The following is a 23,048-nucleotide window of genomic DNA, read 5'->3' as shown; positions in this document are numbered from 1 at the left end:
CAGCATGTAAGGAGGGCAGCCGTGCGTTACAACGTTATTTTATTTGATGCAGATGAAACATTATACGACTACGCCAAGTCGGAGGCTTTTGCGTTATCCGGTGTTTTTGGCGAGATTGATCAGGAGTGCACGGAAGCCATCGTAGACAGCTACAGACGCATTAATCAGCAGTTGTGGAGTGATTTCGAGCAGGGGAAGGTTACACAGCGTGAATTGCGTACGGCCAGGTTTGACCGGCTGTTGGCAGAACACGGCATTAAGTGCGCCTTGGACGCCGATGCCTTTAGCGATGTTTACATAAAATATTTAGGGCAAGGCTCCTTTCTGATGGAAGGGGCAGAAGAGCTGTGCAGTCAACTGGCCGAACGCGGCCAACGAATGGCTATCATCACGAACGGAATTAAGGAAGTGCAGTTTAACCGAATCAGCCGGTCGCCGTTATGCAACACCTTTGAATGCATCATTGTTTCGGAGGATGCCGGGTCCCAAAAGCCTCACAAAGGGATATTCGATTATGCCTTCGATAAGTTGAATCACCCCGACAAGAAGGAGGTTCTCATTGTCGGCGATTCGTTAACTTCCGATATACAAGGAGGCATTCATTACGGGATTGATACCTGCTGGTATAATCCGCTGCGCAAGGCAAACCCGACATCCATTCAACCTAAGTATGAGATTCATTCGCTTATGGAACTGCACGATATTATTTCATTTGAGTGATCGCTTTTTATCGTTGGATGAAGTATGAAGGCAGGGAGACATGATCCATTTTTGATTTCGATTATAATGCTAAGGTATTTCCCGCGGGTTCCACTTAAACAGAGAGGAAGGTGCTGGGGTTGGTTCAATGTCCATGGTGCGCACACGAGGTAACGTTAATTGATAATATGTGTCCGGAATGCAAGCATGAGGTGTTGCCTGAGCATCTGATCTCAGAGACCAATGAGCAAACGACCGAACATTTTGATTCAACAGCGGAAATGGACTACCTAGGTATTGAGGAATTAATGGTTAGCAAATTCAATTGCCGCCGCTGTGGAAATCTTGAATGCATCTCGCAGGAAGTCAGCATGAGCGGCACAGGTGTGAGCAAAATTTTCGATATCGATTATCATCATTATCTTTTCGTATCCTGCACCCGATGCGGCTTCGTCGAAGTATTCAATCCCGATGTGCTCAGAGGCCATAAATCCGGAGTGCTGGGAACGGTACTCGATATAATCTGGCGTTAACAAAAAACATTTCAACAAAGGAGTATGAACATGATACAGGCATTTATCTTTGACATGGATGGAGTCATTATTGACAGCGAACCGCTTCACTTTGAAGTCGATATTCAGGTGATGAACGACTACGGATCGGCGATAACTCATGAACAGCTGGAGAAGTATGTAGGCATGACCAATCCGGAGATGTGGGCAGCCATTAAAGATGAACATCAGCTTACCCAATCCGTTTCGGAAATCATTGAATACCAATTGTCCAATAAAATTGAAATACTCACCTCACGGGAAATGGAGCCTATTGATGGGATACGAGAGCTCCTTGCGGAGCTTAAAGCGCGTAACATACCGGCGGCTATTGCATCATCATCGCCACCTGTATTCATTTCGGCCGTCTTGCGTAAGTTCGATCTCTTGGAACATTTTGAATGCGTAGTGAGCGGTGAAGAAGTGGAGAAGGGAAAACCGGCGCCGGATGTATATCTTAAGGCGGCTGAATTGCTCGGTGTGGATCCGGAGCATTGCATGGTGCTTGAGGATGCCCGGCATGGCGTGGCTGCAGCGAAGGCGGCTGGCATGACATGCATCGGCTTCGTGAACCCGAATTCGGGGAATCAGGACTTATCGCAGGCCGATCATGTGGTGAACTCGATCCGAGAGGTCGCGCAAATTTGTGAATTTGAATAGTTCATGGTCTTGGAGCTTGGCAGCTTGGCCGCACATTGCGGCCAAGCTGTTTTTTTGTTTTTGATCCAAATGGTTATAAACTCAACTAATTGATCATAAAACTCGTTTATACTATATCTACTATATTATATCTACTATTAGTATCTAGACCTAAGTCTAGGTTAATTATCGTCTCAAGACGGAAGGCATCCTTCTCCGATCATGATATCCTTGCATTAACATGATGTGGGAGAGGAATGTGAACGGATGATTTCGAAATTGGATTTGACCAACGATATCGCACAATATACGAGCTGCCAAGTGTGTAGCCTAGCAGAGGAGACAAGGCCTGATGGATTTTTTACGTAATTTGGGCGATATCGGATTATTTATTCATGCTATGATCGATGCGATTATTTTTCCGATTCCGGCGCTTTTCTCGCAATTGTCTTTAAGTGCATTGAGTCCGGACCGTGCGATCTGGCTCGCCACGATCGGATTTGTCGGCTGCCTGATCGGGACGCCGATCGGTTATGGAATCGGCAAGGTTTCCGGAAATTTGGTCTTAACCAAGATCATGAAGAAAAAATGGTACGATTCCGCCACGGCGTTGTTTACCAAGCATGGCGAAGCCGCTATCCTTGTCGGTGCGTTTACGCCGATACCCTTCAAAATTTTCACCATTCTATCCGGCTGCATGAGTTATCCCTTATGGAAACTTCTCAGCTACGCAGCGATCGGACGCGCTGTGAAGTTCTATACCGTAGGTGTGCTGTTCTACGTATATGGGCGTGCTGCAGAGAATATGGTGGACAGCGTGCTTACAATTATTTTGTTGTCCGTAGGTGCCCTGATTGGAGGAGTCTGGCTGACGGTTCGCTTTATCAAGAACCGCAGGAAGAAACGTTCGGAGGTCCCTGTCGTGCAGGGTTCAAAAGATTCAATTGATGTTACGGCAGGTGAAGAATGAATGATAGAGCGATTACGAAGATTTGATCACCGGGTATTCGTCTGGTGCAACCAGACGATCAGCAACAGAGCCTTTGATCGCTTGTTCGCCGGAATCACCCATCTCGGTGGAGCCACCTTTACGATTCTGAGCGCACTGCTCATCGCCTGGGCTGCATTTGAAGCATGGGATATCACGGCATATCAGAGTGCCATTGCATTAACCGTTAGCCATCTGATTGTTGTCCTTATTAAGAAGATCGTCAGAAGAGATCGTCCGTTCCGGGTTCTGGAGCAGGTGAAGATCGGAAATTTCCCATTGAAGGACTACTCCTTCCCGTCAGGACATACCACGGCGATCTTTGCCGTCATTACACCGCTGTTGTTTCTCGTATCTCCGCTGCCTACGATACTGCTGCTTATCCTGGCAGTGCTGGTCGGTTTATCCCGTATATATTGGGGATATCATTACCCAACCGATTGCCTGGCAGGCAGTCTGATTGGATTCGGTTCCGGATGGCTGGTCGTATACCTGATGCATGTCATTGGAATCACATAACGTTAGATAAGGAGTCCTATTCATGAGATCCATATATGAGCAAAAAATCATCATATTAACCGGAAGTCTGGGAGAGGGTCACAACCAGGCATCAAAGGCCATTGTGGAATCAGCTAAAAGAAACTACCCTCATCTGCGCGTTAAAGTCGTCGATTACATGGAGTTAACCCATCCACGGCTGCATGTGGCCGGTCAGTTTTTCTTTGTGCAATGGATGAAGCATTTTCCATCCGTTTACGGCTATTTATTCCAAAAAACGCGCGAGGAAAACACGCTCATCCAGATGCTGAAACGCTTCAGCACCTTCAGTCTTCACAAGCTCAGCACGATGCTGGAAACGGAAAATCCGGCTATCGTGGTCAGTACGTTTCCGCCGGCAGCAGCGGGCATGTCTCTGCTGAAAGCGATGGGCTACACAAATGTGCCGACGGCAACCGTCATGACGGACCACACGGATCACAGTTACTGGATACACTCTCATACGGATTATTACATGGTTGGTTCCGATGTGGTACAGGTTGCTTTGGAGCGTAAAGGCGTGCCAAGCGAAAAGATCTCCGTCACCGGCATACCCGTCAATCCAATGTATAGTCAACCGGTCGATTCGGAACGGCTCCGAGATTATTATGGCTTGCGTCCATCCGAACAGGTCGTGCTGATCATGGGCGGTGGAGAAGGGATGATCGATAAAGAAATTATCGAGCTCTTAAAATCAAGGGCATATCCGCAGGGTGTTCGGTTTATGGTCGTGTGCGGCCGTAACGTGAAGTTATATCAAGTGCTGCTCGAAGAATTTTTAGATCATCCGCAGATCACTGTCATGGGTTATGTGGATCGTATGCATGAATTGATGGCGATAGCGGACCTAATGGTAACAAAGCCGGGAGGACTCACGATTTCCGAGGCATTAACGATGGAGCGCCCGATGCTGCTAGTGAAACCCCTGCCAGGCCAAGAGCAGGATAATGCGGACTACCTGGTTGGAATAGGCGTGGCACGTCAAGCCATGGCCGGTGAATTGAAACACCAGCTGCTGACATTAATTACGAGCCCGTCCTTGCTGCAAGAGATGAAACGGCGGGCGGCCATAAACACGCATAAAGATTCGGCTTTGCTGGTCCTGACAAGATTGATGGATATTCAACAGAATCAGCGCCTTTCTCGTGAATGGTCTGAAGATATGAATCTGGTGCCCTACGAAGTGCTGAACAGAGAAGTTTATGTAAATGATGCTCTACAACACTACTATGACAGTTATCGGTAAGATGAAGGAGTTTTCCCCATGAATTTGTTTGAATTGGTTGAGCAGTTGTTTGAACAATACGGTTACCTGGTGTTATTGATTGGGCTCCCCCTTGATTTTATTGCTCTTCCAATTCCTCCTGGAAACAGTACCTTAACCTATACCGGGTTCTTAACCTATAAAGGAATCATCGATATGGTTCCGGCAGTTGGATCTGCTTTTATGGGAGCGGCCATGGGGTTGACCATTACCTATATCCTGGGATACAAGCTGGGTATGCCGCTTATAGAGCGCTATGGAAAATGGCTGTTTATCAAGCCGTCCCTTGTAGAGAAGACGCAGGCTTATTACAACAAGTATGGAAATAAGCTGCTCATTATTTGTTTTTTCATCCCCGGGGTCAGGCAATTTATCGGGTATTTTATCGGCATGATTCGGGTTCCCTATCGAACGGTGTGGCTGTATGGATACACAGGCGTGGCTTCATGGGTGCTGGTCTTTTTCAGCATAGGTTTCATATTCGGAGAACAATGGCAGTACATTCTGAATGTGGTTGAACATTATTTGAAGGTGATTTTTATTTGTCTGGCTAGCTCTTTTCTCGTTTTGCTGGTGTGGAGTCGTGTTAAACGCGAGAAAGCCAAGAAGCTGTCCAAAGTGACCCGGAATGAATAGTTATAAATGAAATGAATATTTGTCAAAGAGGGCCCGGCAGCGTGTTTATGGTATCTGTGCTGGGTTTTTATGATTTGGACAATCCTTGCAGAATTTATGATATATTCTTAATAAGTCAGCAGCACATACATAATGAGTTTGAAAAATACAGGATGTAGTAGGGGGCAGATGATGAGCAAAATCATACCATTATTCAGGGTATTCGATGAAACGAAGGCAAGGGAGTTCTATATTCAATATCTTGGTTTTACCTTGGATTGGGAACATCGGTTTGACGATTCGGCACCACTCTACATGCAAATAACAAAGGATTCGTTAACGATTCATTTGACGGAGCATTACGGTGACTGTTCCCCAGGAGCAGCCATTCGCGTGGAGATGGAAGGGATTGAAGATGTTCACAAACAGCTGTTAAGCCAGAACTATCCGTATTCCAGGCCTGGAATCGAGATCGCCCCCTGGAACAGCAAAGAGGTATGTGTTACGGATCCATTCGGCAACCGAATCACTTTCTACGAGGAGTTGGAATCCAAGTGAAGAAGCTAAACCAGATGCGATTTGAACAAGCCAGGCAATATATGCTGCACCAGGCCAGGGACCTTGAACGGGCATTGTTCCGGTACGAATTCGAGGACGGGGTATTTACGGACGTGTTAACTGAGCTTGCCAGCTATCAGAACGAGGACGGTGGATTTGGACATGGACTTGAGCCCGATCTTCGCTGCAAAGAGTCATCTGCTCTGGCAACAACCAGAGCGCTTGAGATTCTTCGGTTGAATCCAGATCACCCGGAGCGGAACGAACAGGTTATATCCGCGTTAAAGTATCTTGAGCATTCTTATATGCCAGAACGGTCAGGGTGGGACATTATCCCTAAGGAAGCGGAGCAGTCTCCGAGGGCGATATGGTGGCAGTACGGTGCCTTCAAGGATCATTGGGGAAATCCCAATGCGGATATCATGGCCTATTTTATCGACGAGCGGGAGTTATACCCTTGGGAATCGTTGGAATCAAGGATTGATTATGCTGTGAACTACCTGAAACAAACCAGCGATCTTAACGAAATGCATGAATTGTTTTGTTATTTGCGCCTGAACGAAAGATTGCCGAAAGAGCAGGCGTCCGAGATCGGAGAAACACTTGAGGCCTTCATGGATAACTGTATAAGCAGGGATCCTGGCAGCCGCGAGGGATACGGAGCAACGCCTCTCAGTATTATAGATTCTCCGAATTCACCTTATTTTGCTAAATACCAGGAGTTTCTGCCGCTGGAACTGGATTTGCTCATAGAGGATCAAGGGGAAGATGGTGCCTGGGAGCCCAATTGGAGCTGGTACCAGTACGAAGAGGTATGGCCGTTGGCCAAAGAGGAATGGAAGGGCGTTCTGACATTGAATGCACTTCGGACGCTGCGTAATTTTGAAAGGATTGCGGGAGATTGACAGCGGATTTCCTGGATCAAACAGAAATGGCTCGGTTCGCATACAGCGGACGAGCCATTTTTAATTAGTAGATGGAAGAATGAATCTGTCTAACATCCATAATGTGTCCATTCACGTAGAGGTCCTGCAAGAGGAAGCAAATAAGTAAAGCCGGCGTAATCCTTCCTCGATCTCTTCTAAAGACAGGTTTCCATATCCTAACACGATACCCGTTGAACGGAGGGGGCTAGAGGATGAGATCCTGTAATTCGATACAGGCTCAACACGGAACCCGTAAGAAGCCGTGTCATTCCATGGAAGAAGGGCGTAGGGTTCCGGATGGAAAATAATCTGAAGATGCATTCCCGCATCATCGCCGAGAATGGAAATATCCTGTCCGAATAAGTGCTGAAGCCGCTCCGTCAATGCATTACGTCGTTTTTTATACATTTTCTTCATCGTATGGATATGTCGTTCCAGATGCCCGTCCAACATATATTGGCTTAATGCTTTTTGAATGATGTATGGGGTTTGTAAATTCAGTTTATCTTTCATTTCGGCAATGGTATCGGTTAGACTCGGCGGAACAATCATGAATCCGATCCGAAGGCTGGGCGACAGCATTTTGCTGAACGTTCCCACATAGATCACTCTGGAAGGGGACAGCGTCTGTAGAGGAGGCACAGGGATTCCTCGAAGCCGGAACTCGCTGTCATAATCATCTTCAATAGCAAAAGAGTCGGCTTCCTCCAGCATCCGAATGACCTGATGTCTGCGCTGAATGGATAATACGCTGCCGGTTGGAAACTGATGTGACGGGGTTAATAAAACCAGATGACCTGGTGTGATACTTGCCAAGGTATCGACGCGCATTCCGCTGTGATCAACCTCAACCGGAATAAGATTATAGTTCATCGTCTGAAAAATATCCCGGGTAATATCGATTGTCGGGTCTTCGATATAAATGGAATGAAATCTGGAAGATAACGATCTGGCAAGAAGAGTGAAGCCTTCAGTGGCACCGGACACAATCACCATTTGTTCGGGTGAGCATTGAATGCCTTTAGCCCGGAATACATAGTCGCAAATCGCAGAGCGCAGAGCCGAATCACCTTTGATGTGACCGTAATCAGGGTCTGCATATTCGGAAGATTCAGCTGCTTCTTTCAAATACTTGGCCCAGATGTGTCTTGGAAACATGTTCTGATCGGGAACGCCCGTCGCAAAATCAATAACGTGTTCAAGTCCAGTTGTGATCTGCCTCTGGATCGGCTGCGTGCTCGAAGGTGGAGCGGTACGCGGATTGGGAGAGGGGAGGATACCTTCCGCTACATAGGTGCCTGATCCTATCCGTCCTTCCAGATATCCTTCAGCCGTCAGCTGCTCGTATACCTCAATGACGACATTACGCGCAATCCCCCATTCTTTTGCCAGAACGCGTGTAGGCAGCAGACGTGTTCCGGCAGTCAGCTGTCCCGCTTCGATGATCCTTCGCAGCTGCTGACAGATCTGACGGGTTACGGGCAGTTTAGATTCACGGTTGATATAAATGCCGTACATCGTATCCCTCCTCTAACATTGGTTCCTCCAAAACAGGAATCATTGGATCTCATCACGAGCCATTTTCCTTATTATAATGGTGGACGAAGCGATAAGAAAAGGGAGGAAATAACAATGAACAGAATGTTAGGCAGATCGCAAATATCGGTAAGTCCGCTCGGTCTGGGCTGCTGGGCCATCGGCGGGAAATTTACATTGGACGGCTTGGCGGATGGATGGGGAGAGGTGGACGAACGCGAATCTATGGCGGGAATTCATGCCGCATTGGAAAGAGGCGTTAACTTTTTTGATACGGCAGATGTGTACGGAACGGGGCATAGTGAACGGGTCCTGGGCCAAGCGCTAAAGGGAAGACGGCAGGAAGCGGTGATAGCCACCAAATTCGGTTATACGTATGATGAGTCAACAAAGGAAGTTTTCACTCGTCACAATGTATCAGCGGATTATGTTCGCAGCGCGTGCGAGCGATCACTTCAACGCCTGGATACCGATTATATTGACGTCTATCAAATTCATGTAGGCGGATTAAGTCTTGGCGAGGTAGAATCAGTGATTGATACCTTGAATGGTCTTCGTCAAGAAGGACTGATCCGTACGTATGGTTGGAGTACATGGGATGTGGCCAATGCAAAAATTTTCGCTCAAAAATCAGAAGCAGCGGCAATCCAACACGTGCTGAATGTTCTCAGTGATGACAAGGAAATGCTTGCCCTTTGCGAGCGTTATGGTTTAGCAAGCATCAATAATACCCCTTTGGCTATGGGACTGTTGAGCGGGAAGTTTAATCACGACTCCAGATTCAGTGATCAAGATGTCAGGGGGAGCGGTCACGATTGGGTTTCCTACTTCAAGGACGGTAAACCCGTACCGTCGTTCCTGACTAAACTTGAGGCGGTCCGGGAGATTTTAACCAGTGAAGATCGGACTTTGGTTCAAGGGGCGCTGGCATGGATTTGGGGAAGAAGCCACGCGTCGATCCCGATTCCAGGTTTTAAAACGAGGAAGCAAGTAGAGGAGTTAACTGGAGCCGCTCTTTTCGGACCGTTATCGAACGGACAAATGAACGAAATTGAAGAATTATTGGGCTCGTTGTAAAATGCTAGTATCATTACATACGAGTTATGCAAAAAATGATGGTCAAGGAGTGAGGGAACATGGATTTGAGATACCCGATAGGACAATTTGAATGGGAAGGGCAATCGACGCCTGAACACAGGGAGCTCTGGATTCAAGAGATTAAGAGCCTGCCGGAGAAACTGAAGGCGGCAGTCCAGGGACTGAGCCAGGAGCAGCTGAATTTATCTTATCGAGATGGAGGCTGGAGCATCCGACAGGTCGTTCACCATCTGGCAGACAGTCATATGAACAGCTATATCCGGTTCAAACTTGCTTTAACGGAAGACAATCCGACGATTAAACCGTATGACGAGCAGAAGTGGGCAGCCCTCCAGGATTCATTGACTTTGGATGTTGACGCATCGCTTGTATTGATTGATGGCATACACGCCAGATGGGCCGCTTTATTAGACATCATGAGTAACGAAGACTATCTCAGAACGTTCTATCATCCCGAGAACCAGCAAAAAACCAGCCTGGAATACGCCACGGGCATGTACGCCTGGCATGGGAAGCACCATACTGCACATATCACATCGGCAAGAGAACGATTGAAATTGTAGTTGCTACACATCCTACTCCGTCACCAGGCGGAGTTTTTTCATGTGTCACCATGTCGTGATATCTAACTTGATTGTCGCAATTTCACACTGTGAATTGGGCGGTTCGTGTGATAGATTAATGGCATGATGTCTTAATATTAGATACTGAGGTGACGAGAATGATTAGAATCGGAAAAATTAGTTATTGGCATGTGCACGCTTGGGATTATACGAAACAAGCACAGGAGCATCCGGATGCTCAAATCGTAGCGGTATGGGATGAGAACCCGGAGCGCGGAAGAGAAGCTGCGGAGAAGCAAGGCGTATCTTTTTATGAGTCCCTGGATGACATGCTGCAAAGTGACGAGATCGATGCCGTGATCGTGGATGCTCCGACATCCATGCATAGAGAAGTAATGTTGAAAGCAGCGGCAGCAGGCAAACACATTTTCACGGAAAAAGTAATTGCCGCCACCCTTCAAGAGGTCAACGATATCATCAAAGCCGTGAATGAGAACCAAGTCAAATTCACGGTATCGCTACCGCGACTGAATGACGGCTACACCTTGGCGATCCGTGAGGTATTGCAGCAGGAGCTGCTCGGCACCGTAACACTCGTTCGCGTTCGCTTATCTCATAATGGCGCGACTGCCGGTTGGCTGCCTGAGCATTTCTACAGCCTGGAGGAGTGCCGCGGAGGCGCCCTGATCGATCTGGGCTGCCATCCGATGTATTTGACACGCTTGTTCCTCGGTGAAGAAGCGGTTGATGTCCATGCGAATTTCGGATACATCACGGGTAAAGAGGTGGAAGACAACGCCGTTGCTACCCTCTCTACGGCTACGGGGGCTGTCGGTGTCGTAGAAGCCGGATTTGTTAACAGCTTCTCACCATTTACGATTGAAATTCATGGTACGGATGGTACGATCCTGTACGGTACGCCGGATAGCAAACTTCTGATTCGTTCAACGAAAAAAGAAGAGTACAAGGATGCTTGGGTTGAGCTGCCGGTACCGGCGAATCGTGCAAGTGCATTTGAACAATGGATTTCCCACATTCAAGAAGATACCATTGCAGAGGAAAATATCGCATATGCGGTTGAACTAACCAAACTGATGGAAGCATCCAACCGTTCGGCCAAAGAGCATCGAGCCATTCGTTTGGATGAACTGCAAGCATAAGATACAGGGATGATGCATCAGGATGAATAACCATTTTCCATACGAATTGATGAAAGATCGGCAGGATGCCTTGGAGCGGCTTGATCTGAGAGTTTATTGGGGACGTTATGAGATCCGGGTTCTTCGGTTCCATCTCACCACCTTTCCGCCAGGAAAGATTGTCTCCTTCCACAAGCATGCGGAGTATGAGTTTCATTTCATACCCCGCGGCAAGGGGACCGTTATTATGGAAGAGGAGCCTTATCCGCTGCGGGAAGGCATGTTTTATTTAACGGGTCCGAATGTGCTTCATTATCAGGAGGCGGATACAGCAGAGCCAATGGACGAATTATGTCTGCACGTGGACATTATTTCACGCGATGAGGTATCCGATCATGAGAGCCCGGCCCTGCCTGTTTCGGATCCATGGGAAATGGCGGAAGCCGATGACTGTATGGAGAAGCTGAGGGGATTACCGCTGAAGCCAACGATGGATATCCATCGTGCGATGCCTTATTTCCTTGAGGCTTATCAGGCTTCTCAGGAGAAGTATTCGGGTCTGTATACAACGATTAAGCAGTGCATTATTCAAATATTGCTGCGCGCTGTACGTGCATATGAATCCGAGCCATCGGAAGCGGAGCTGCCTTCACGGGATATGAAGGCTTACCGCTATCAATTGGCGCTGGAGTATATACATGCGAACTCTTCGGGAGAGGTTGTACTGGATGACGTGGCGGAGAAGCTGCATATCAGTTCGAGGCAGCTGCAGCGAATATTCAAGGAGCAGGCGGAAGGGCAGTCCTTCAGCGAAATACTGGAACACGTCCGCCTTGAAGCCGTATGCAGGAAGCTAATTGATACCAATTGGTCGATTGATAAAATCGCCATCCACGAAGGCTTCTCAAGCGGAAGTTATTTGCATACCGTGTTTCGAAAGAGATATGGATATACGCCATCAACATATCGAGCAATGAATGTGAAATTGTAGGGGGAGTATCAGCCATGGGCAAAACCATTCGAATTGGAATTATTGGAAGCGGCGGCATTGCGGGGGAGCATGCAAAATATTATAAACGAATCGACGATGTACAGATTGTCGCCGTAGCTGATATTTTACCCGGCAGAGCCGATCAATTTATTGAGCGCTGGGGACTGCAGGGGGCAATCGGATTTGATGATCACCGCAGATTGTTAGATCTCGACCTGGATGGCGTAAGCATTTGTACGCCCAACGTCGCTCATTACAGCACCACGGTCGATGCGCTGTCAGCGGGCAAACACGTAATGCTCGAAAAACCGATGTCGGTCACTTTGGATGAAGCTATCGAGATGGTCCAGATCTCGAAGAAAACCGGGAACATGCTCAATGTGGGTTTCCAGCCGCGTTATGATCCGAACATGGGCATCATTAAGAATCTGATTCAAAACGGCGAGCTTGGAAAAGTGTATTATGTGGAAACCGGGGGCGGTCGCCGCCGTGGAATGCCGGGCGGCACGTTTGTCCGGCAGGAGATTTCAGGGGCAGGCGCCATGGCGGACATTGGCTGTTATTCCTTGGACATGGCCCTGAACGCGCTGGGTTATCCCAAGCCGTTGACGGTCACCGCGTATACATCGAATTATTTTGGAACGAACCCCAAATACCACTCCGAATCCGGAGCGTTCAATGTTGAGGATTTCGGCGTAGCGATGATTCGATTCGAAGGAGATCTTGTGCTTAACTTTAAGACTTCGTGGGCTATGCATATGGATACCCTGGGGGCGACCATGTTCCTTGGAACGGATGCGGGCATGAAGATTACACCTGCAGGCTCAGGCCCTTGGAGCGGTGTGTGGGACGGGAAGGTAGGATCGATCTCCTTGTTCCACGATATCCAAGGTCATCATACCGAAAGCGACATACCGCTGATCAGCCATGAGCTTAACGTATTTGAGGAGAAAATCAAGGATTTCGTAAGCGCTGTGCGCGAAGGCAAGCCGGCGCCGATCCCGGGCGAGCAGGTGCTTCGGAATCAAGCGATTCTGGACGGCATTTTGCGGTCTTCCCAAAGCAAAAAAGAGGTTGAGATTCATATTCTGGACTTGGATTAATGGTAAAAAAGCCGCGCTTGCAGCGCGGCTTTTTTATGTGCTTTATGATACTTGCATGGTGATATTTTTAACATATAAAAGCTTCCATTTTTTAGATGGATATGATAGTATGAATGCGAACAATTGTTCCTCGGGAGAGTTGGATCGGACCCATACATAATATCCGGAATGAAGGATGGTGCAGACCTGATGACTGATCGATATGCTGAAATCGATGAGGTAATCGCGTATATTCACAAAAATATTTATGAGCCTCTTCCGTTATCGACACTGGCGGATTACATAGGATACAGCCCATATCATTTTTCGCGTATATTTAAAGATCGAATCGGACTGCCACCATTATATTACGTGTCCTCGCTTCGTTTGGAGAAGGCGAAGGACTTGCTATTACATACCCATCTGAGTATCCGGGATATCGCCATGGAGATCGGTCAGCAGAGTCTGGGCACATTTACGACACGCTTCACGGAAAGAGTAGGAGTGACCCCTTCCCAGTTTCGGAATTCGAAGGATGAGGCGGACGAGCATCTGTCCTCCCTGCAGAAACTGAACAGCTGGCGTGACTCCATACCGGTAGAGAATCCCAATCTGACAGTTGAGGGCACGGTAGAGGCAATGGCTCCCTTTCAGGGCGTCATCTTGATCGGGCTGTTCGCCAAGCCGATTCCCGAAGGGCTTCCATTATACGGAACTTTGTTATCTTCCGTCGGCTCGTTCCGGTTCGGAGACGTCAGACCCGGAACATATTATCTGATGGCTACCTCGGTCCCATGGGGTATGCAGGCAGTTGATTTCTTGCTTCCTAAGTCGACCACGCTGCGTACTCGTTCGAAGGAACCCATTATCGTTACCCCAAATGCTAAGACCCCGCATCTTCATGTAACCCTGCATGTTCCCCGGCTGGATGATCCGCCGATTCTGATTTCTCTGCCATTATTAATGAATCACTTCCTCAAGAGGGTTGCTCCCATGCTGCGTTGAGCCATGGAGAGGATCGGTTCGTATATTGATACATTTTTGGCATTGAAGGGGACCGCACACCTTGCAACTCTTCATTGCATTTCGTTGACATTTGGGTTCCGATTCCTGATACTTGAATGAGGGCGAACGGCTTAGTGTAGTAGTATGCAGTATGTAAGTAAGAACGAGAGATTTGAGGTGGCCCCTGTGATTGTTGTAAGCTCATGTTTAGCCGGTTTGAAGGTTCGTTATAACGCTACGGACAGCTTGGATGCGAATATTCAGCAGCTGGTTGAAGCCAAGAAAGCTGTGACCGTATGTCCCGAACTGCTTGGCGGATTCTCAACTCCACGGGAGCCTGCGGAGATCGTTGGAGGAAACGGCGATGACGTACTGGCAGGGAATGCTAGAGTTGTTGAGTTATCCGGGAAAGACGTGACCGAGATGTATTTAAAAGGTGCCCACCAAGCGCTTCGAGTGGCACAAGAGCTCGGAGCATTGCTGATCGTACTGAAAGAGAGCAGTCCTTCCTGCGGCAGTGCCATGATTTATAACGGAGAATTTGCCAATGAGAAGATAGCCGGTTATGGCGTGACTACGGCTCTGCTGCGCAGGGAAGGTTATACGGTTATTTCGGAGCACGACCTTAGAACCTATGCAGCACAGCCGGAATACGCCTCTCTTTTTGCTGTGAGTTAATATGCTCATCGGGTTCGTGTAATTTCGTCCTGCTCTATAATTATGATAGAATTATCATATCGACTGCTTACATGTTGTGATTCTTTATATTGGAGGGAATTATGGAACTCATAAATCAAACTGAAGTGCAACAAATGATTGATAAATTGAAGGATCAGGATTTATATATTCATCTTGAGATGACGACAGGCGCTTACGCTGCCCATTATGACAGCTCGAAGCACCCAGCGGCTAACTTTATTACAAATGCAACGATTCGTTACAGCCACGGTTCGATATCCGGCAATGGACCCTATCGGGTTGGATTGAAAATGAGCCAAGGCTGGGTGTATACGGAAGGACTCACCCATTTCGAACAGACGGATACCGATCGGCTGATCATGGCGGGTCATGACAGTCAGGGTAAACTTGTTGTCGCTTTGCAGCTGAGCCGGGAGCCTTTTTAATAGAGAGAGGAGACGAGGATTGATGGAGCAAAACATACTGGTCGTATTGCCGCACCCGGATGATGAAGCATTTGGTTTATCCGGAACGTTGGCTAAATATATTATGGAAGGCGCTCATGTTACCTATGCCTGCTTAACGCTTGGGGAGATGGGCCGCAATATGGGCATTCCTCCGTTTGCGAACCGTATCACATTACCGACCATTCGCAAAGCAGAGCTGGAGGAATCCTGCAAAGCGATAGGCATACAGGATTTGAGATTGCTTGGTTTCCATGATAAAACGATTGAATTCGAGGATCAAAATAAGCTGGATAGCGCGATCGCCTCTCTGCTTCAGGAGATAAAGCCATCGCTGGTGTTCACGTTCTACCCTGGATATAGCGTTCACCCTGACCATGACGCAACGGGTGCAGCCGTAATCCGGACGATTCAGCGGATGCCGGCCGGTGATAGACCTGTCGTTCAATGTCTGGCATTCTCCAACAATTGTGAGCAAGAATTGGGTAAACCGGATGTTTATCAAGATGTATCCATGTTTATGGTACAGAAGCTGAACTCCATTCAAGCCCATCGCTCTCAATTCCAGGCAGCAGAGCTGCTGGGCAAGAAACAGATGAAAGCCAAGGAAGTGGAGCAGCGCTTCGGAACGGAACGTTTCTGGACCTATACATTTGAATAATTTCCCCGTCATGGGATGAATCCATGAAGAAGAGCCACAGGATCTGTGGCTCTTTTTTGCATGGTTTGGTCTAATTCGTTAAGTCGGTTTCGGTTGATATCGAAGGAGGACAACCCCCGAACCAAAGGCTCGAGATTCAACAAGCTGAAGATGAATCCGGTTGCGGAGAGAATGGAACATCGGCGTGCCGCCTCCCAGAACAATCGGATGGATATAAAGACGGTATTCATCAATTAAGTCTTGCTCCATGAAGGACGCAGCGATTCCGGCTCCCCCGAGATCCATGTGCAGGCCAGGCTGGAGCTTCAGCTCCTCCATGAACTCTTTAATATTACCCCTGACTAAAGTAGAATTCCAATCCACATGATCAAGCGTCGTGGAAAAAACAATTTTCTTTTGATTCTTCCATTTCCGAGCATATTCAATTTCGTAGTCGGGTGCCTCCGGACTAAGATCTGCGGTTGGCCAATACGATGCCATATTGGTGTAGAGTCGCCGGCCGTATAAATGAATATCGATTTCGTTCTCCGCCTCATTAAAGTATCGGTGCAGCTCCTCATCGGGCGTGGACCAATCGATAAGATGATCCTCGGTTTCGATGAAACCGTCAAGCGATACCATCATGGAATAGATTACTTTTCTTGGGGATGACACTTCGGTCCCTTCTTTAAATGAATTCATCGATAATCACCTTCCTTGTCTTTATAGGACAACGATAGCATAAGCCTTCTGAGAAGGTTTCTCATCATTTGCTATCTAGGAGGCTGTACGAATCAACAGCAAATACTAGGGGCTGCTTATAGATAAAGGATAAAGAGTGCCCTTCATGCAGAAGGAGGTTTTACCCGTCTCCTCCGATACAACGAGTACCAGGGCATCGCTGATTTCCGACAGGCCAATGGCTGCACGATGACGGGTTCCGAGCTTGCGATCCCCGTAGGTTTTGGCTGTTAAAGGCAGCACGTTCGCAGCGGAAATAATCATATCCTTGCGTACGAGCACAGCTCCGTCGTGAAGCGGGCTGCCTGGAACGAATATGGATTCAAGCAGGGGGCTTGTGATTTCTGCGGACAAGGGAATGCCGGGCGTTATTAACGAATCCAGGCCGTCTTCCCGTTGAATCACAATTAATGCACCCAGATTTTTTTGACTGAGATGATATATGGATTTAGCGATTTCTTGATATTTGCTGGTGAAGGGGAAGAGAAAACAATTGAGATAATACGTTGATGAAATCGATTCAGCTTCCAAAAATTTAGTTCTGACAAGATCCAGCTCGCCCAGCAGACATGAACTGTCCTGGTCCAAATTGACGATGATATGCTGCAATTGTCTCGTGATATCCGTGAGCTGTTCCTTCAATTTGTTTTTCAGCGGCGTAAAATTGCAATCCTGATTTTGCATCCGACATCTTCCTCCTTATCATTGGTATCATTACCATTCTGTATTATCGATATTCTCTAAAGCAGGCTGGGTTTCTCCTATAGTTAAACCCGGAAAATCGATTTATTAGTAAAACTGATAAATGCTATAAGAACATTGTAATTGACCGGTCTAGGTAAGCTGTGATAGGTTCAGAGGAGTAATAAAATTAATTGTATCGTAATAGTAGGAATTAATAATGTGCGCTTTTGAGAGGTGGATATTGTTGGAACTTCAAGTAATGAACAGTCCTTTTAATCAGGAACAGGTGGAACTGCTGAATCGCCTTCTGCCCACTTTGACGGAATCCCAGCGGACCTGGCTCAGCGGATATATCGCTGCATTACAGGGAACGGCAGCCGCAGCAGCAGTTGCGGCAGCACCACAAGCAAACACGTCAGCCGCTGTATCGGCACCGGTGGCGACGGCTGCTAAAGAAGTCACAGTCCTGTACGGATCCCAGACAGGCAATGGTCATGGATTATCGAAAAAGTTATCGAAGAAGCTGGAAGAGGTTGGCCTTCAGGTCACGATGTCTTCTATGAGCGATTTTAAACCGAACAACCTGAAGAAGTTACAGAATCTCCTTATTATCGTCAGTACGCATGGAGAGGGCGAACCGCCGGATAACGCCATACCATTCTATGAATTTCTGCACAGCAAGCGGGCACCTCAGGTAGACCATCTTCAATATTCCGTACTGGCGCTGGGGGATACCTCGTATGAATTTTTCTGCCAAACGGGTAAAGATTTCGACAAGCGGCTTGAGGAATTGGGCGGTAAGCGGCTGACGCCAAGAGTTGACTGCGATGTAGACTTTGATGAGTCGGCTGCTGAATGGATGAACCAGGTTCTTCTATCGTTGAATGAGGCTGGAACGGGATCACTCGTTGTTGAAAATGGGAGTGCGGTAGCCCTGAGCGATAGTACGGAATCGGAATTTTCAAGAAGCAATCCATTTCAAGCGGAAATCCTCGAGAATTTGAATTTGAACGGAAGAGGATCCGACCGTGAAACACGTCATATCGAAATTTCTCTTGAAGGATCGAATTTGCAGTATGAGCCGGGCGATAGCTTAGGAATCTATCCGGAAAATCATCCGCAGCTTGTGGATGATCTTATCGCTGCTATGGGATGGAATGCTGATGAAGTGGTCGTCATTAATAAACATGGTGAAGCGCGAGCGCTTCGGGATGCCTTGCTCCGTCACTACGAAATTACGGTTCTCACGAAACCTCTGATCGAGCAAGTGGTTAAGGTCTCAGGGAATGAAGGACTTCGAACATTGCTGGAGCCAGGTCATGAGCAGGAATTGCGTACCTATATCGAAGAAAGGGATTTGCTCGACCTGGTACAGGATTATGGTCTGCAGCAAGTGCCGGCAAGCGAATTTGTATCCATACTGCGCAAAATTCCTGCCAGGCTGTACTCGATTGCCAGCAGCTCCAAAGCCTTCCCCGATGAAGTCCATGTTACCGTTCGGACGGTCCGTTATGAAGCACATGGCCGCCACCGCTATGGCGTCTGCTCCGTACAATTGGCAGAGCGTCTGGAAGCTGGCGATTCACTGCCGGTATACGTTCAGCACAACCCGAACTTTAAGCTGCCCGAGAATCCGGATACCCCGATCATTATGATCGGACCTGGTACAGGCGTGGCACCTTTCAGAGCCTTTCTGGGAGAACGGGAAGAGACGGGGGCAGAAGGGAAATCATGGTTGTTCTACGGAGATCAGCATTTCTCGACGGACTTCCTCTACCAGATTGAATGGCAGCGTTGGTTGAAGGATGGAGTACTGACGCGCATGGATGTTGCTTTCTCTCGGGATACGGACAAAAAAGTGTACGTACAGCACCGCATGCTGGAGAAGAGCAAGGATCTATACCAGTGGCTCCAAGAAGGGGCTTGCGTATATGTCTGCGGCGATGAGAAGAGGATGGCTCATGACGTGCATTCCGCACTCGGGTCCATTCTCGAGCAAGAGGGCGGCATGAGTCCGGAAGAAGCAGCGGAATATCTGACGCTCATGCAGCAACAGAAACGTTATCAGCGGGATGTGTATTAAGATCATCCCTGTGGTTTTCGAGAGGAGAAAAGAAACATGTCTGATAATAACCTTGTATCACCAAACAGTGCGCCGCATAGCGATGTCGAGGACATCAAGCGTCGAAGCAATTATCTGCGGGGCAGTCTTGTAGAGACGTTAGAGGATCGCATTACGGCATCGATTCCCGAAGACGATAACCGGCTGATGAAATTCCACGGCAGTTATATGCAGGATGACCGGGATTTGCGTAACGAACGACACAAGCAAAAGCTGGAGCCTGCTTACCAGTTCATGCTTCGTGTTCGGGCCGCGGGCGGGGTCGTGACGCCGGAGCAATGGCTGATGATGGACCGCGTAGCCCAGAAGTATGCAAACGGGACGATTCGATTGACAACGCGTCAGTCTTTCCAGCTTCACGGTGTATTGAAGTGGAATATGAAGAGCACCATTCAGGAAGTCAATGAAGCCATGCTTAGCACATTGGCTGCTTGCGGCGACGTGAATCGTAACGTGATGTGCAATCCGAACCCTTATCAATCGGAAATTCATTCGGAGGTATACGAATGGGCACGCATGCTTAGCAGTCATCTCGATCCGCGGACGCGTGCGTATCATGAGATTTGGCTGGACGGCGAGAAGATCGTAGACAGCCTGCAGGATGCGGAGGAACAGGAGCCGATCTACGGTCCGGTGTACCTGCCGCGGAAATTCAAGATTGGGATGGCCGTGCCGCCTTCCAATGATATTGATGTATTTTCCCAAGATCTTGGCTTCATTGCGATCATTGAGGGCGGCGAGTTGAAAGGTTTTAACGTCTCTGTAGGCGGTGGCATGGGGATGACGCACGGTGATACGTTGACCTATCCACAAGTGGCGAAAGTCATTGGTTTCTGCAAACCCGAACAGATCGTTGATTTGGCCGAGAAGACGGTGATGATTCAACGTGATTACGGAGACCGTGCGGTGCGCAAGCATGCTCGTTTCAAATATACGATTGATGACCGTGGGATTGACTGGTTTGTCAACGAGCTCTCCAGCCGTCTGGGATGGAAGCTGGAGGAGGCAAAGCCGTTCCATTTCGACCATAACGGCGATCGGTACGGCTGGGTAAAAGGGAGCAACGGCAAATGGCATTTTACACTGTTCATCCAGAACGGGCGTGTGAAAGACGAAGCCGATTACCTGCTGATGACAGGCCTGCGCGAAATCGCTCAAGTCCATAATGGAGATTTCCGTCTGACGGGCAATCAGAATCTGATCGTTGCCAATGTCAGCAGCCACAAGAAGAAAAAGATTGAAGAACTCATCAAGCGTTACGGGCTTACGGACGGTAATCATTATTCTGCCCTGAGAAGAAATTCCATGGCATGTGTAGCCCTACCGACCTGTGGATTGGCGATGGCAGAATCCGAGCGATATCTGCCGACGTTATTGGATAAAATCGATGTCATTCTGGAAGAGAACGGACTTCGCGAAGAGGATATCGTCATTCGAATGACCGGATGCCCGAATGGATGTGCCAGACCGATGCTGGCCGAAATCGCATTTATCGGAAAGGCGCCTGGCAAATATAATATGTACCTGGGTGGAGGCTTCTCCGGTCACCGGCTAAACAAGCTTTATAAGGAAAACATCGGTGAGGCCGAGATTTTGGATTCCCTTCGTCCGATCATGAAGCAATACGCACAAGAACGCGAGCAAGGCGAGCATTTCGGTGACTTTGTCATTCGCGCCGGCTACGTGAAGGAAGTATTGGACGGACAACAATTTCACGCATAATGGTACTACTCAGTACTAAACAAACCGGAGTTTCTCTTGAGGAGAGCTCCGGTTTGTTTTGTTTATGTACATTAGATTGAGATCAATTAAAACCGTTTGGGGTGTTCGTCCGTCTTAACCCATATTTCAAACAAAAAGAGCCGCCTCTTGAAATGGGAGGCGGCTTTTATGGTTGTTCATTGCTCCAATACGGCGGCGGTGCTCGGTTTCTTTTTAAACAATGGGATCAGTATCGCCGAACCTGTCAGGAACAAGAGGGAGCTGACCGCATAAACGGCGAACAGGGACAGCTGGTCTTTGAGCAATCCTCCCAAAGACATGCCCAGCACCATCATTCCCATAAAGATCGGGGTTAGGGTACCGCCCACCCGACCAATGTACGGCCCCTCCGTATGGTTTAGGATCAGGGTGTTGATTCCAATGTGGATGGTGGGATAAAAGAATCCGTTAAGCACTAGAAGCAGCAGCGTAAACATGATGCTGGTCGACCAGCCGATACCGAGGTTCCCGATAGCACTAACGGTCAGACCGAGAGCTAGCAAGGTTTGTGGGGGGATTTTCTTGGCAAATGCCATGACGAAGCCTCCTCCGATGAGCATCGCCGCACCATTGACCGTTAACAGCCATTGCAAGAATGACTTATCCTGACCAAGGTTCTCAATCGTCACAAATATCGCGAGCGGCTGAATAAGTCCCGCTGCCAAGCCAGCTGCGGCGAAAGTCGCGCCAAGGGTTCGGAGCGCTTGATTATTCCATACATAGCGAAGGCCTTCGGTAAGCTCTTGTTTCAGATTCTGCTGCTTGGCTTGTGTCTCTTTCTGCAAATCACGGGGCAGCAAAGTCAGAATCAATCCAGAACCCAGGAATAACACGCCTGTTGCGATCAGCGATGTTTCAATGCCGAACTTTTGATATACAAACGCACCTGCGATCGGGCCGATGACCGTAAAGAAGGCAACCATAGACTGAAACATGGCCATCACGGATTGCAGCTGATCAGCGGGTACATGCTGTTTGAACAGCTTCATCGCTGAGGGCTGAGAGAATTGTGACATAACAGCTGAGAAAAATGTGAGTACCAGCAATGCCTGCCACGACCCGTTATGAACGGCGATCAATACGAGAAATACCGATACCCCAGACAATGCATCAGAACTAATCATCGTACGCTTAGGTCGCCAGCGGTCCGCGAAAGTACCGCCGATGAAGGCAAACAAGAAAATGGGTGCAAATTCGACTACGGATATGAGGGACACATACACAGGGTTGTTGCCTGTCATGTCGGTAACGTATAGCAGAATGGCAAAGTTACGAACCCAAATGCCAAGATTCAAGAGAACGCGTGACAAGACAATCGTTCGAACATAGGGATTGTTAAGCAAAATAAGGTGTCTCCTTTCGGGATCTGTACGTAACAGATCAGATATGGTACAAAACAAGCGAATGCGCATTTCGTTGTTATATACATAGACATAATATTATTTTGTCTACAAATAGTCAAATGTTTCTTTATTTCGTCTAGTTTATTCTCGCGAAAAAGAAGGAGCTGGTGGGTTGTATATGAAGGGTTACATTCGAATTCATATTCGAGAGGTATATCCGCTGCACGAGGCGCCGGAAGCGCATCGCTTTATTGAAACAGGTCATGGCAGGGGAAAGGTGATCTTACTAGTGGGTGATCAGCCCTGATTTATTATTAAGGAAGGGCATGTGTCTATTTTCCGGATCTACGCTCTTAACCTTGTTCAAGGGACTTAATAGAGATATAATGGACAGGGGTATTTATTGAATACCGGCTACAGATTC

At 48.0% G+C, this 23,048-nt stretch carries 25 protein-coding genes; 21 read left to right on the top strand and 4 right to left on the bottom strand.

Annotated elements, in window-relative coordinates:
* The first annotated feature begins 21 nt into the window (after positions 1-21).
* The 9 genes from PAEVO_RS11765 (at position 22) to PAEVO_RS11725 (ending at position 6,756) form a co-directional block, all read left to right on the top strand.
* Positions 22-720, top strand: a complete 699-nt coding sequence (locus tag PAEVO_RS11765) for a YjjG family noncanonical pyrimidine nucleotidase (protein ID WP_100537710.1) — start codon at positions 22-24, stop codon at positions 718-720.
* A gap of 119 nt (positions 721-839) precedes the next feature.
* Positions 840-1,232 (top strand): zinc ribbon domain-containing protein, encoded by a 393-nt coding sequence (locus PAEVO_RS34305; RefSeq protein WP_243390737.1) that lies wholly within the window; start codon positions 840-842, stop codon positions 1,230-1,232.
* A 30-nt stretch (positions 1,233-1,262) separates the two neighbouring features.
* Positions 1,263-1,910 (top strand): HAD family hydrolase, encoded by a 648-nt coding sequence (locus PAEVO_RS11755; protein WP_100537709.1) that lies wholly within the window; start codon positions 1,263-1,265, stop codon positions 1,908-1,910.
* A gap of 331 nt (positions 1,911-2,241) precedes the next feature.
* Positions 2,242-2,859, top strand: a complete 618-nt coding sequence (locus tag PAEVO_RS11750; protein ID WP_100537708.1) for a YqaA family protein — start codon at positions 2,242-2,244, stop codon at positions 2,857-2,859.
* Positions 2,860-3,396 (top strand): phosphatase PAP2 family protein, encoded by a 537-nt coding sequence (locus PAEVO_RS11745; RefSeq protein ID WP_100537707.1) that lies wholly within the window; start codon positions 2,860-2,862, stop codon positions 3,394-3,396.
* Between the two features lie 22 nt (positions 3,397-3,418).
* On the top strand, positions 3,419-4,660 hold the full coding sequence (locus PAEVO_RS11740; protein ID WP_100537706.1) for an MGDG synthase family glycosyltransferase: 1,242 nt from the start codon (positions 3,419-3,421) through the stop codon (positions 4,658-4,660).
* Between the two features lie 18 nt (positions 4,661-4,678).
* Positions 4,679-5,314: a DedA family protein gene (locus tag PAEVO_RS11735; protein WP_100537705.1), complete on the top strand. Its 636-nt coding sequence runs from the start codon at positions 4,679-4,681 to the stop codon at positions 5,312-5,314.
* A gap of 171 nt (positions 5,315-5,485) precedes the next feature.
* Entirely contained in the window at positions 5,486-5,851 is a 366-nt protein-coding gene (locus PAEVO_RS11730) for a glyoxalase superfamily protein (RefSeq protein WP_100537704.1), read from the top strand.
* Positions 5,848-6,756 carry a hypothetical protein gene (locus PAEVO_RS11725; RefSeq protein WP_100537703.1) on the top strand — a complete coding sequence of 303 codons (909 nt, stop codon included), beginning with the start codon at positions 5,848-5,850 and terminating at the stop codon, positions 6,754-6,756. Before PAEVO_RS11730 ends, PAEVO_RS11725 begins: the two co-directional genes overlap by 4 nt.
* A 111-nt stretch (positions 6,757-6,867) precedes the next feature.
* Here the strand turns inward: PAEVO_RS11725 and pdxR are convergent, their stop codons facing one another.
* A complete protein-coding gene (gene pdxR / locus PAEVO_RS11720) occupies positions 6,868-8,295 on the bottom strand; it encodes a MocR-like pyridoxine biosynthesis transcription factor PdxR (RefSeq protein WP_100537702.1) in 1,428 nt (475 codons plus the stop codon).
* Between the two features lie 114 nt (positions 8,296-8,409).
* Here pdxR and PAEVO_RS11715 point away from each other — a divergent pair, with 114 nt between their 5' ends.
* The 9 genes from PAEVO_RS11715 (at position 8,410) to bshB2 (ending at position 15,994) form a co-directional block, all read left to right on the top strand.
* On the top strand, positions 8,410-9,390 hold the full coding sequence (locus PAEVO_RS11715) for an aldo/keto reductase (protein WP_100537701.1): 981 nt from the start codon (positions 8,410-8,412) through the stop codon (positions 9,388-9,390).
* Between the two features lie 59 nt (positions 9,391-9,449).
* Positions 9,450-9,974 carry a YfiT family bacillithiol transferase gene (locus PAEVO_RS11710; protein ID WP_100537700.1) on the top strand — a complete coding sequence of 175 codons (525 nt, stop codon included), beginning with the start codon at positions 9,450-9,452 and terminating at the stop codon, positions 9,972-9,974.
* A gap of 158 nt (positions 9,975-10,132) precedes the next feature.
* Entirely contained in the window at positions 10,133-11,134 is a 1,002-nt protein-coding gene (locus tag PAEVO_RS11705) for a Gfo/Idh/MocA family protein (protein WP_100537699.1), read from the top strand.
* A 22-nt stretch (positions 11,135-11,156) separates the two neighbouring features.
* Positions 11,157-12,104, top strand: a complete 948-nt coding sequence (locus PAEVO_RS11700) for an AraC family transcriptional regulator (protein ID WP_100537698.1) — start codon at positions 11,157-11,159, stop codon at positions 12,102-12,104.
* A gap of 14 nt (positions 12,105-12,118) precedes the next feature.
* Positions 12,119-13,207, top strand: coding sequence for a Gfo/Idh/MocA family protein (locus PAEVO_RS11695; RefSeq protein WP_100537697.1), 1,089 nt, complete (start codon positions 12,119-12,121; stop codon positions 13,205-13,207).
* Positions 13,208-13,396: 189 nt separating this feature from the next.
* Positions 13,397-14,191 carry a helix-turn-helix transcriptional regulator gene (locus PAEVO_RS11690; RefSeq protein WP_100539430.1) on the top strand — a complete coding sequence of 265 codons (795 nt, stop codon included), beginning with the start codon at positions 13,397-13,399 and terminating at the stop codon, positions 14,189-14,191.
* A 186-nt stretch (positions 14,192-14,377) separates the two neighbouring features.
* Entirely contained in the window at positions 14,378-14,869 is a 492-nt protein-coding gene (locus PAEVO_RS11685) for a 2-thiouracil desulfurase family protein (protein ID WP_100539429.1), read from the top strand.
* Positions 14,870-14,970: 101 nt separating this feature from the next.
* Complete coding sequence (locus PAEVO_RS11680) at positions 14,971-15,315, top strand: YojF family protein (protein WP_100537696.1); 345 nt, start codon at positions 14,971-14,973, stop codon at positions 15,313-15,315.
* Positions 15,316-15,337: 22 nt separating this feature from the next.
* Entirely contained in the window at positions 15,338-15,994 is a 657-nt protein-coding gene (gene bshB2 / locus PAEVO_RS11675; protein ID WP_100537695.1) for a bacillithiol biosynthesis deacetylase BshB2, read from the top strand.
* Between the two features lie 78 nt (positions 15,995-16,072).
* Here bshB2 and PAEVO_RS11670 read toward each other — a convergent pair whose 3' ends face one another.
* Together PAEVO_RS11670 and cdaS are read right to left on the bottom strand one after the other, a co-directional pair.
* Positions 16,073-16,675, bottom strand: coding sequence for a dihydrofolate reductase family protein (locus PAEVO_RS11670; RefSeq protein WP_100537694.1), 603 nt, complete (start codon positions 16,673-16,675; stop codon positions 16,073-16,075).
* Positions 16,676-16,780: 105 nt separating this feature from the next.
* Positions 16,781-17,398 (bottom strand): sporulation-specific diadenylate cyclase CdaS, encoded by a 618-nt coding sequence (gene cdaS, locus PAEVO_RS11665; RefSeq protein ID WP_100537693.1) that lies wholly within the window; start codon positions 17,396-17,398, stop codon positions 16,781-16,783.
* Between the two features lie 244 nt (positions 17,399-17,642).
* On the opposite strand from cdaS, the gene PAEVO_RS11660 reads away from it, so the two are divergent.
* Both PAEVO_RS11660 and cysI read left to right on the top strand, forming a co-directional pair.
* Positions 17,643-19,481 carry an assimilatory sulfite reductase (NADPH) flavoprotein subunit gene (locus PAEVO_RS11660; RefSeq protein WP_100537692.1) on the top strand — a complete coding sequence of 613 codons (1,839 nt, stop codon included), beginning with the start codon at positions 17,643-17,645 and terminating at the stop codon, positions 19,479-19,481.
* Positions 19,482-19,517: 36 nt separating this feature from the next.
* Entirely contained in the window at positions 19,518-21,242 is a 1,725-nt protein-coding gene (gene cysI / locus PAEVO_RS11655; RefSeq protein ID WP_100537691.1) for an assimilatory sulfite reductase (NADPH) hemoprotein subunit, read from the top strand.
* Between the two features lie 176 nt (positions 21,243-21,418).
* Here cysI and PAEVO_RS11650 read toward each other — a convergent pair whose 3' ends face one another.
* Positions 21,419-22,627, bottom strand: coding sequence for an MFS transporter (locus PAEVO_RS11650; protein WP_100539428.1), 1,209 nt, complete (start codon positions 22,625-22,627; stop codon positions 21,419-21,421).
* Between the two features lie 169 nt (positions 22,628-22,796).
* On the opposite strand from PAEVO_RS11650, the gene PAEVO_RS34615 reads away from it, so the two are divergent.
* Positions 22,797-22,931, top strand: a complete 135-nt coding sequence (locus PAEVO_RS34615; protein WP_279300446.1) for a zinc-binding dehydrogenase — start codon at positions 22,797-22,799, stop codon at positions 22,929-22,931.
* The last annotated feature ends 117 nt before the right edge of the window (positions 22,932-23,048 follow it).

This window comes from Paenibacillus sp. GM2FR, assembly GCF_002803325.1.
In the GTDB taxonomy this organism is placed as follows: Bacteria; Bacillota; Bacilli; order Paenibacillales; family Paenibacillaceae; genus Paenibacillus_AQ; species Paenibacillus_AQ lautus.
This window is presented reverse-complemented; position numbering and strand designations above follow the sequence as displayed.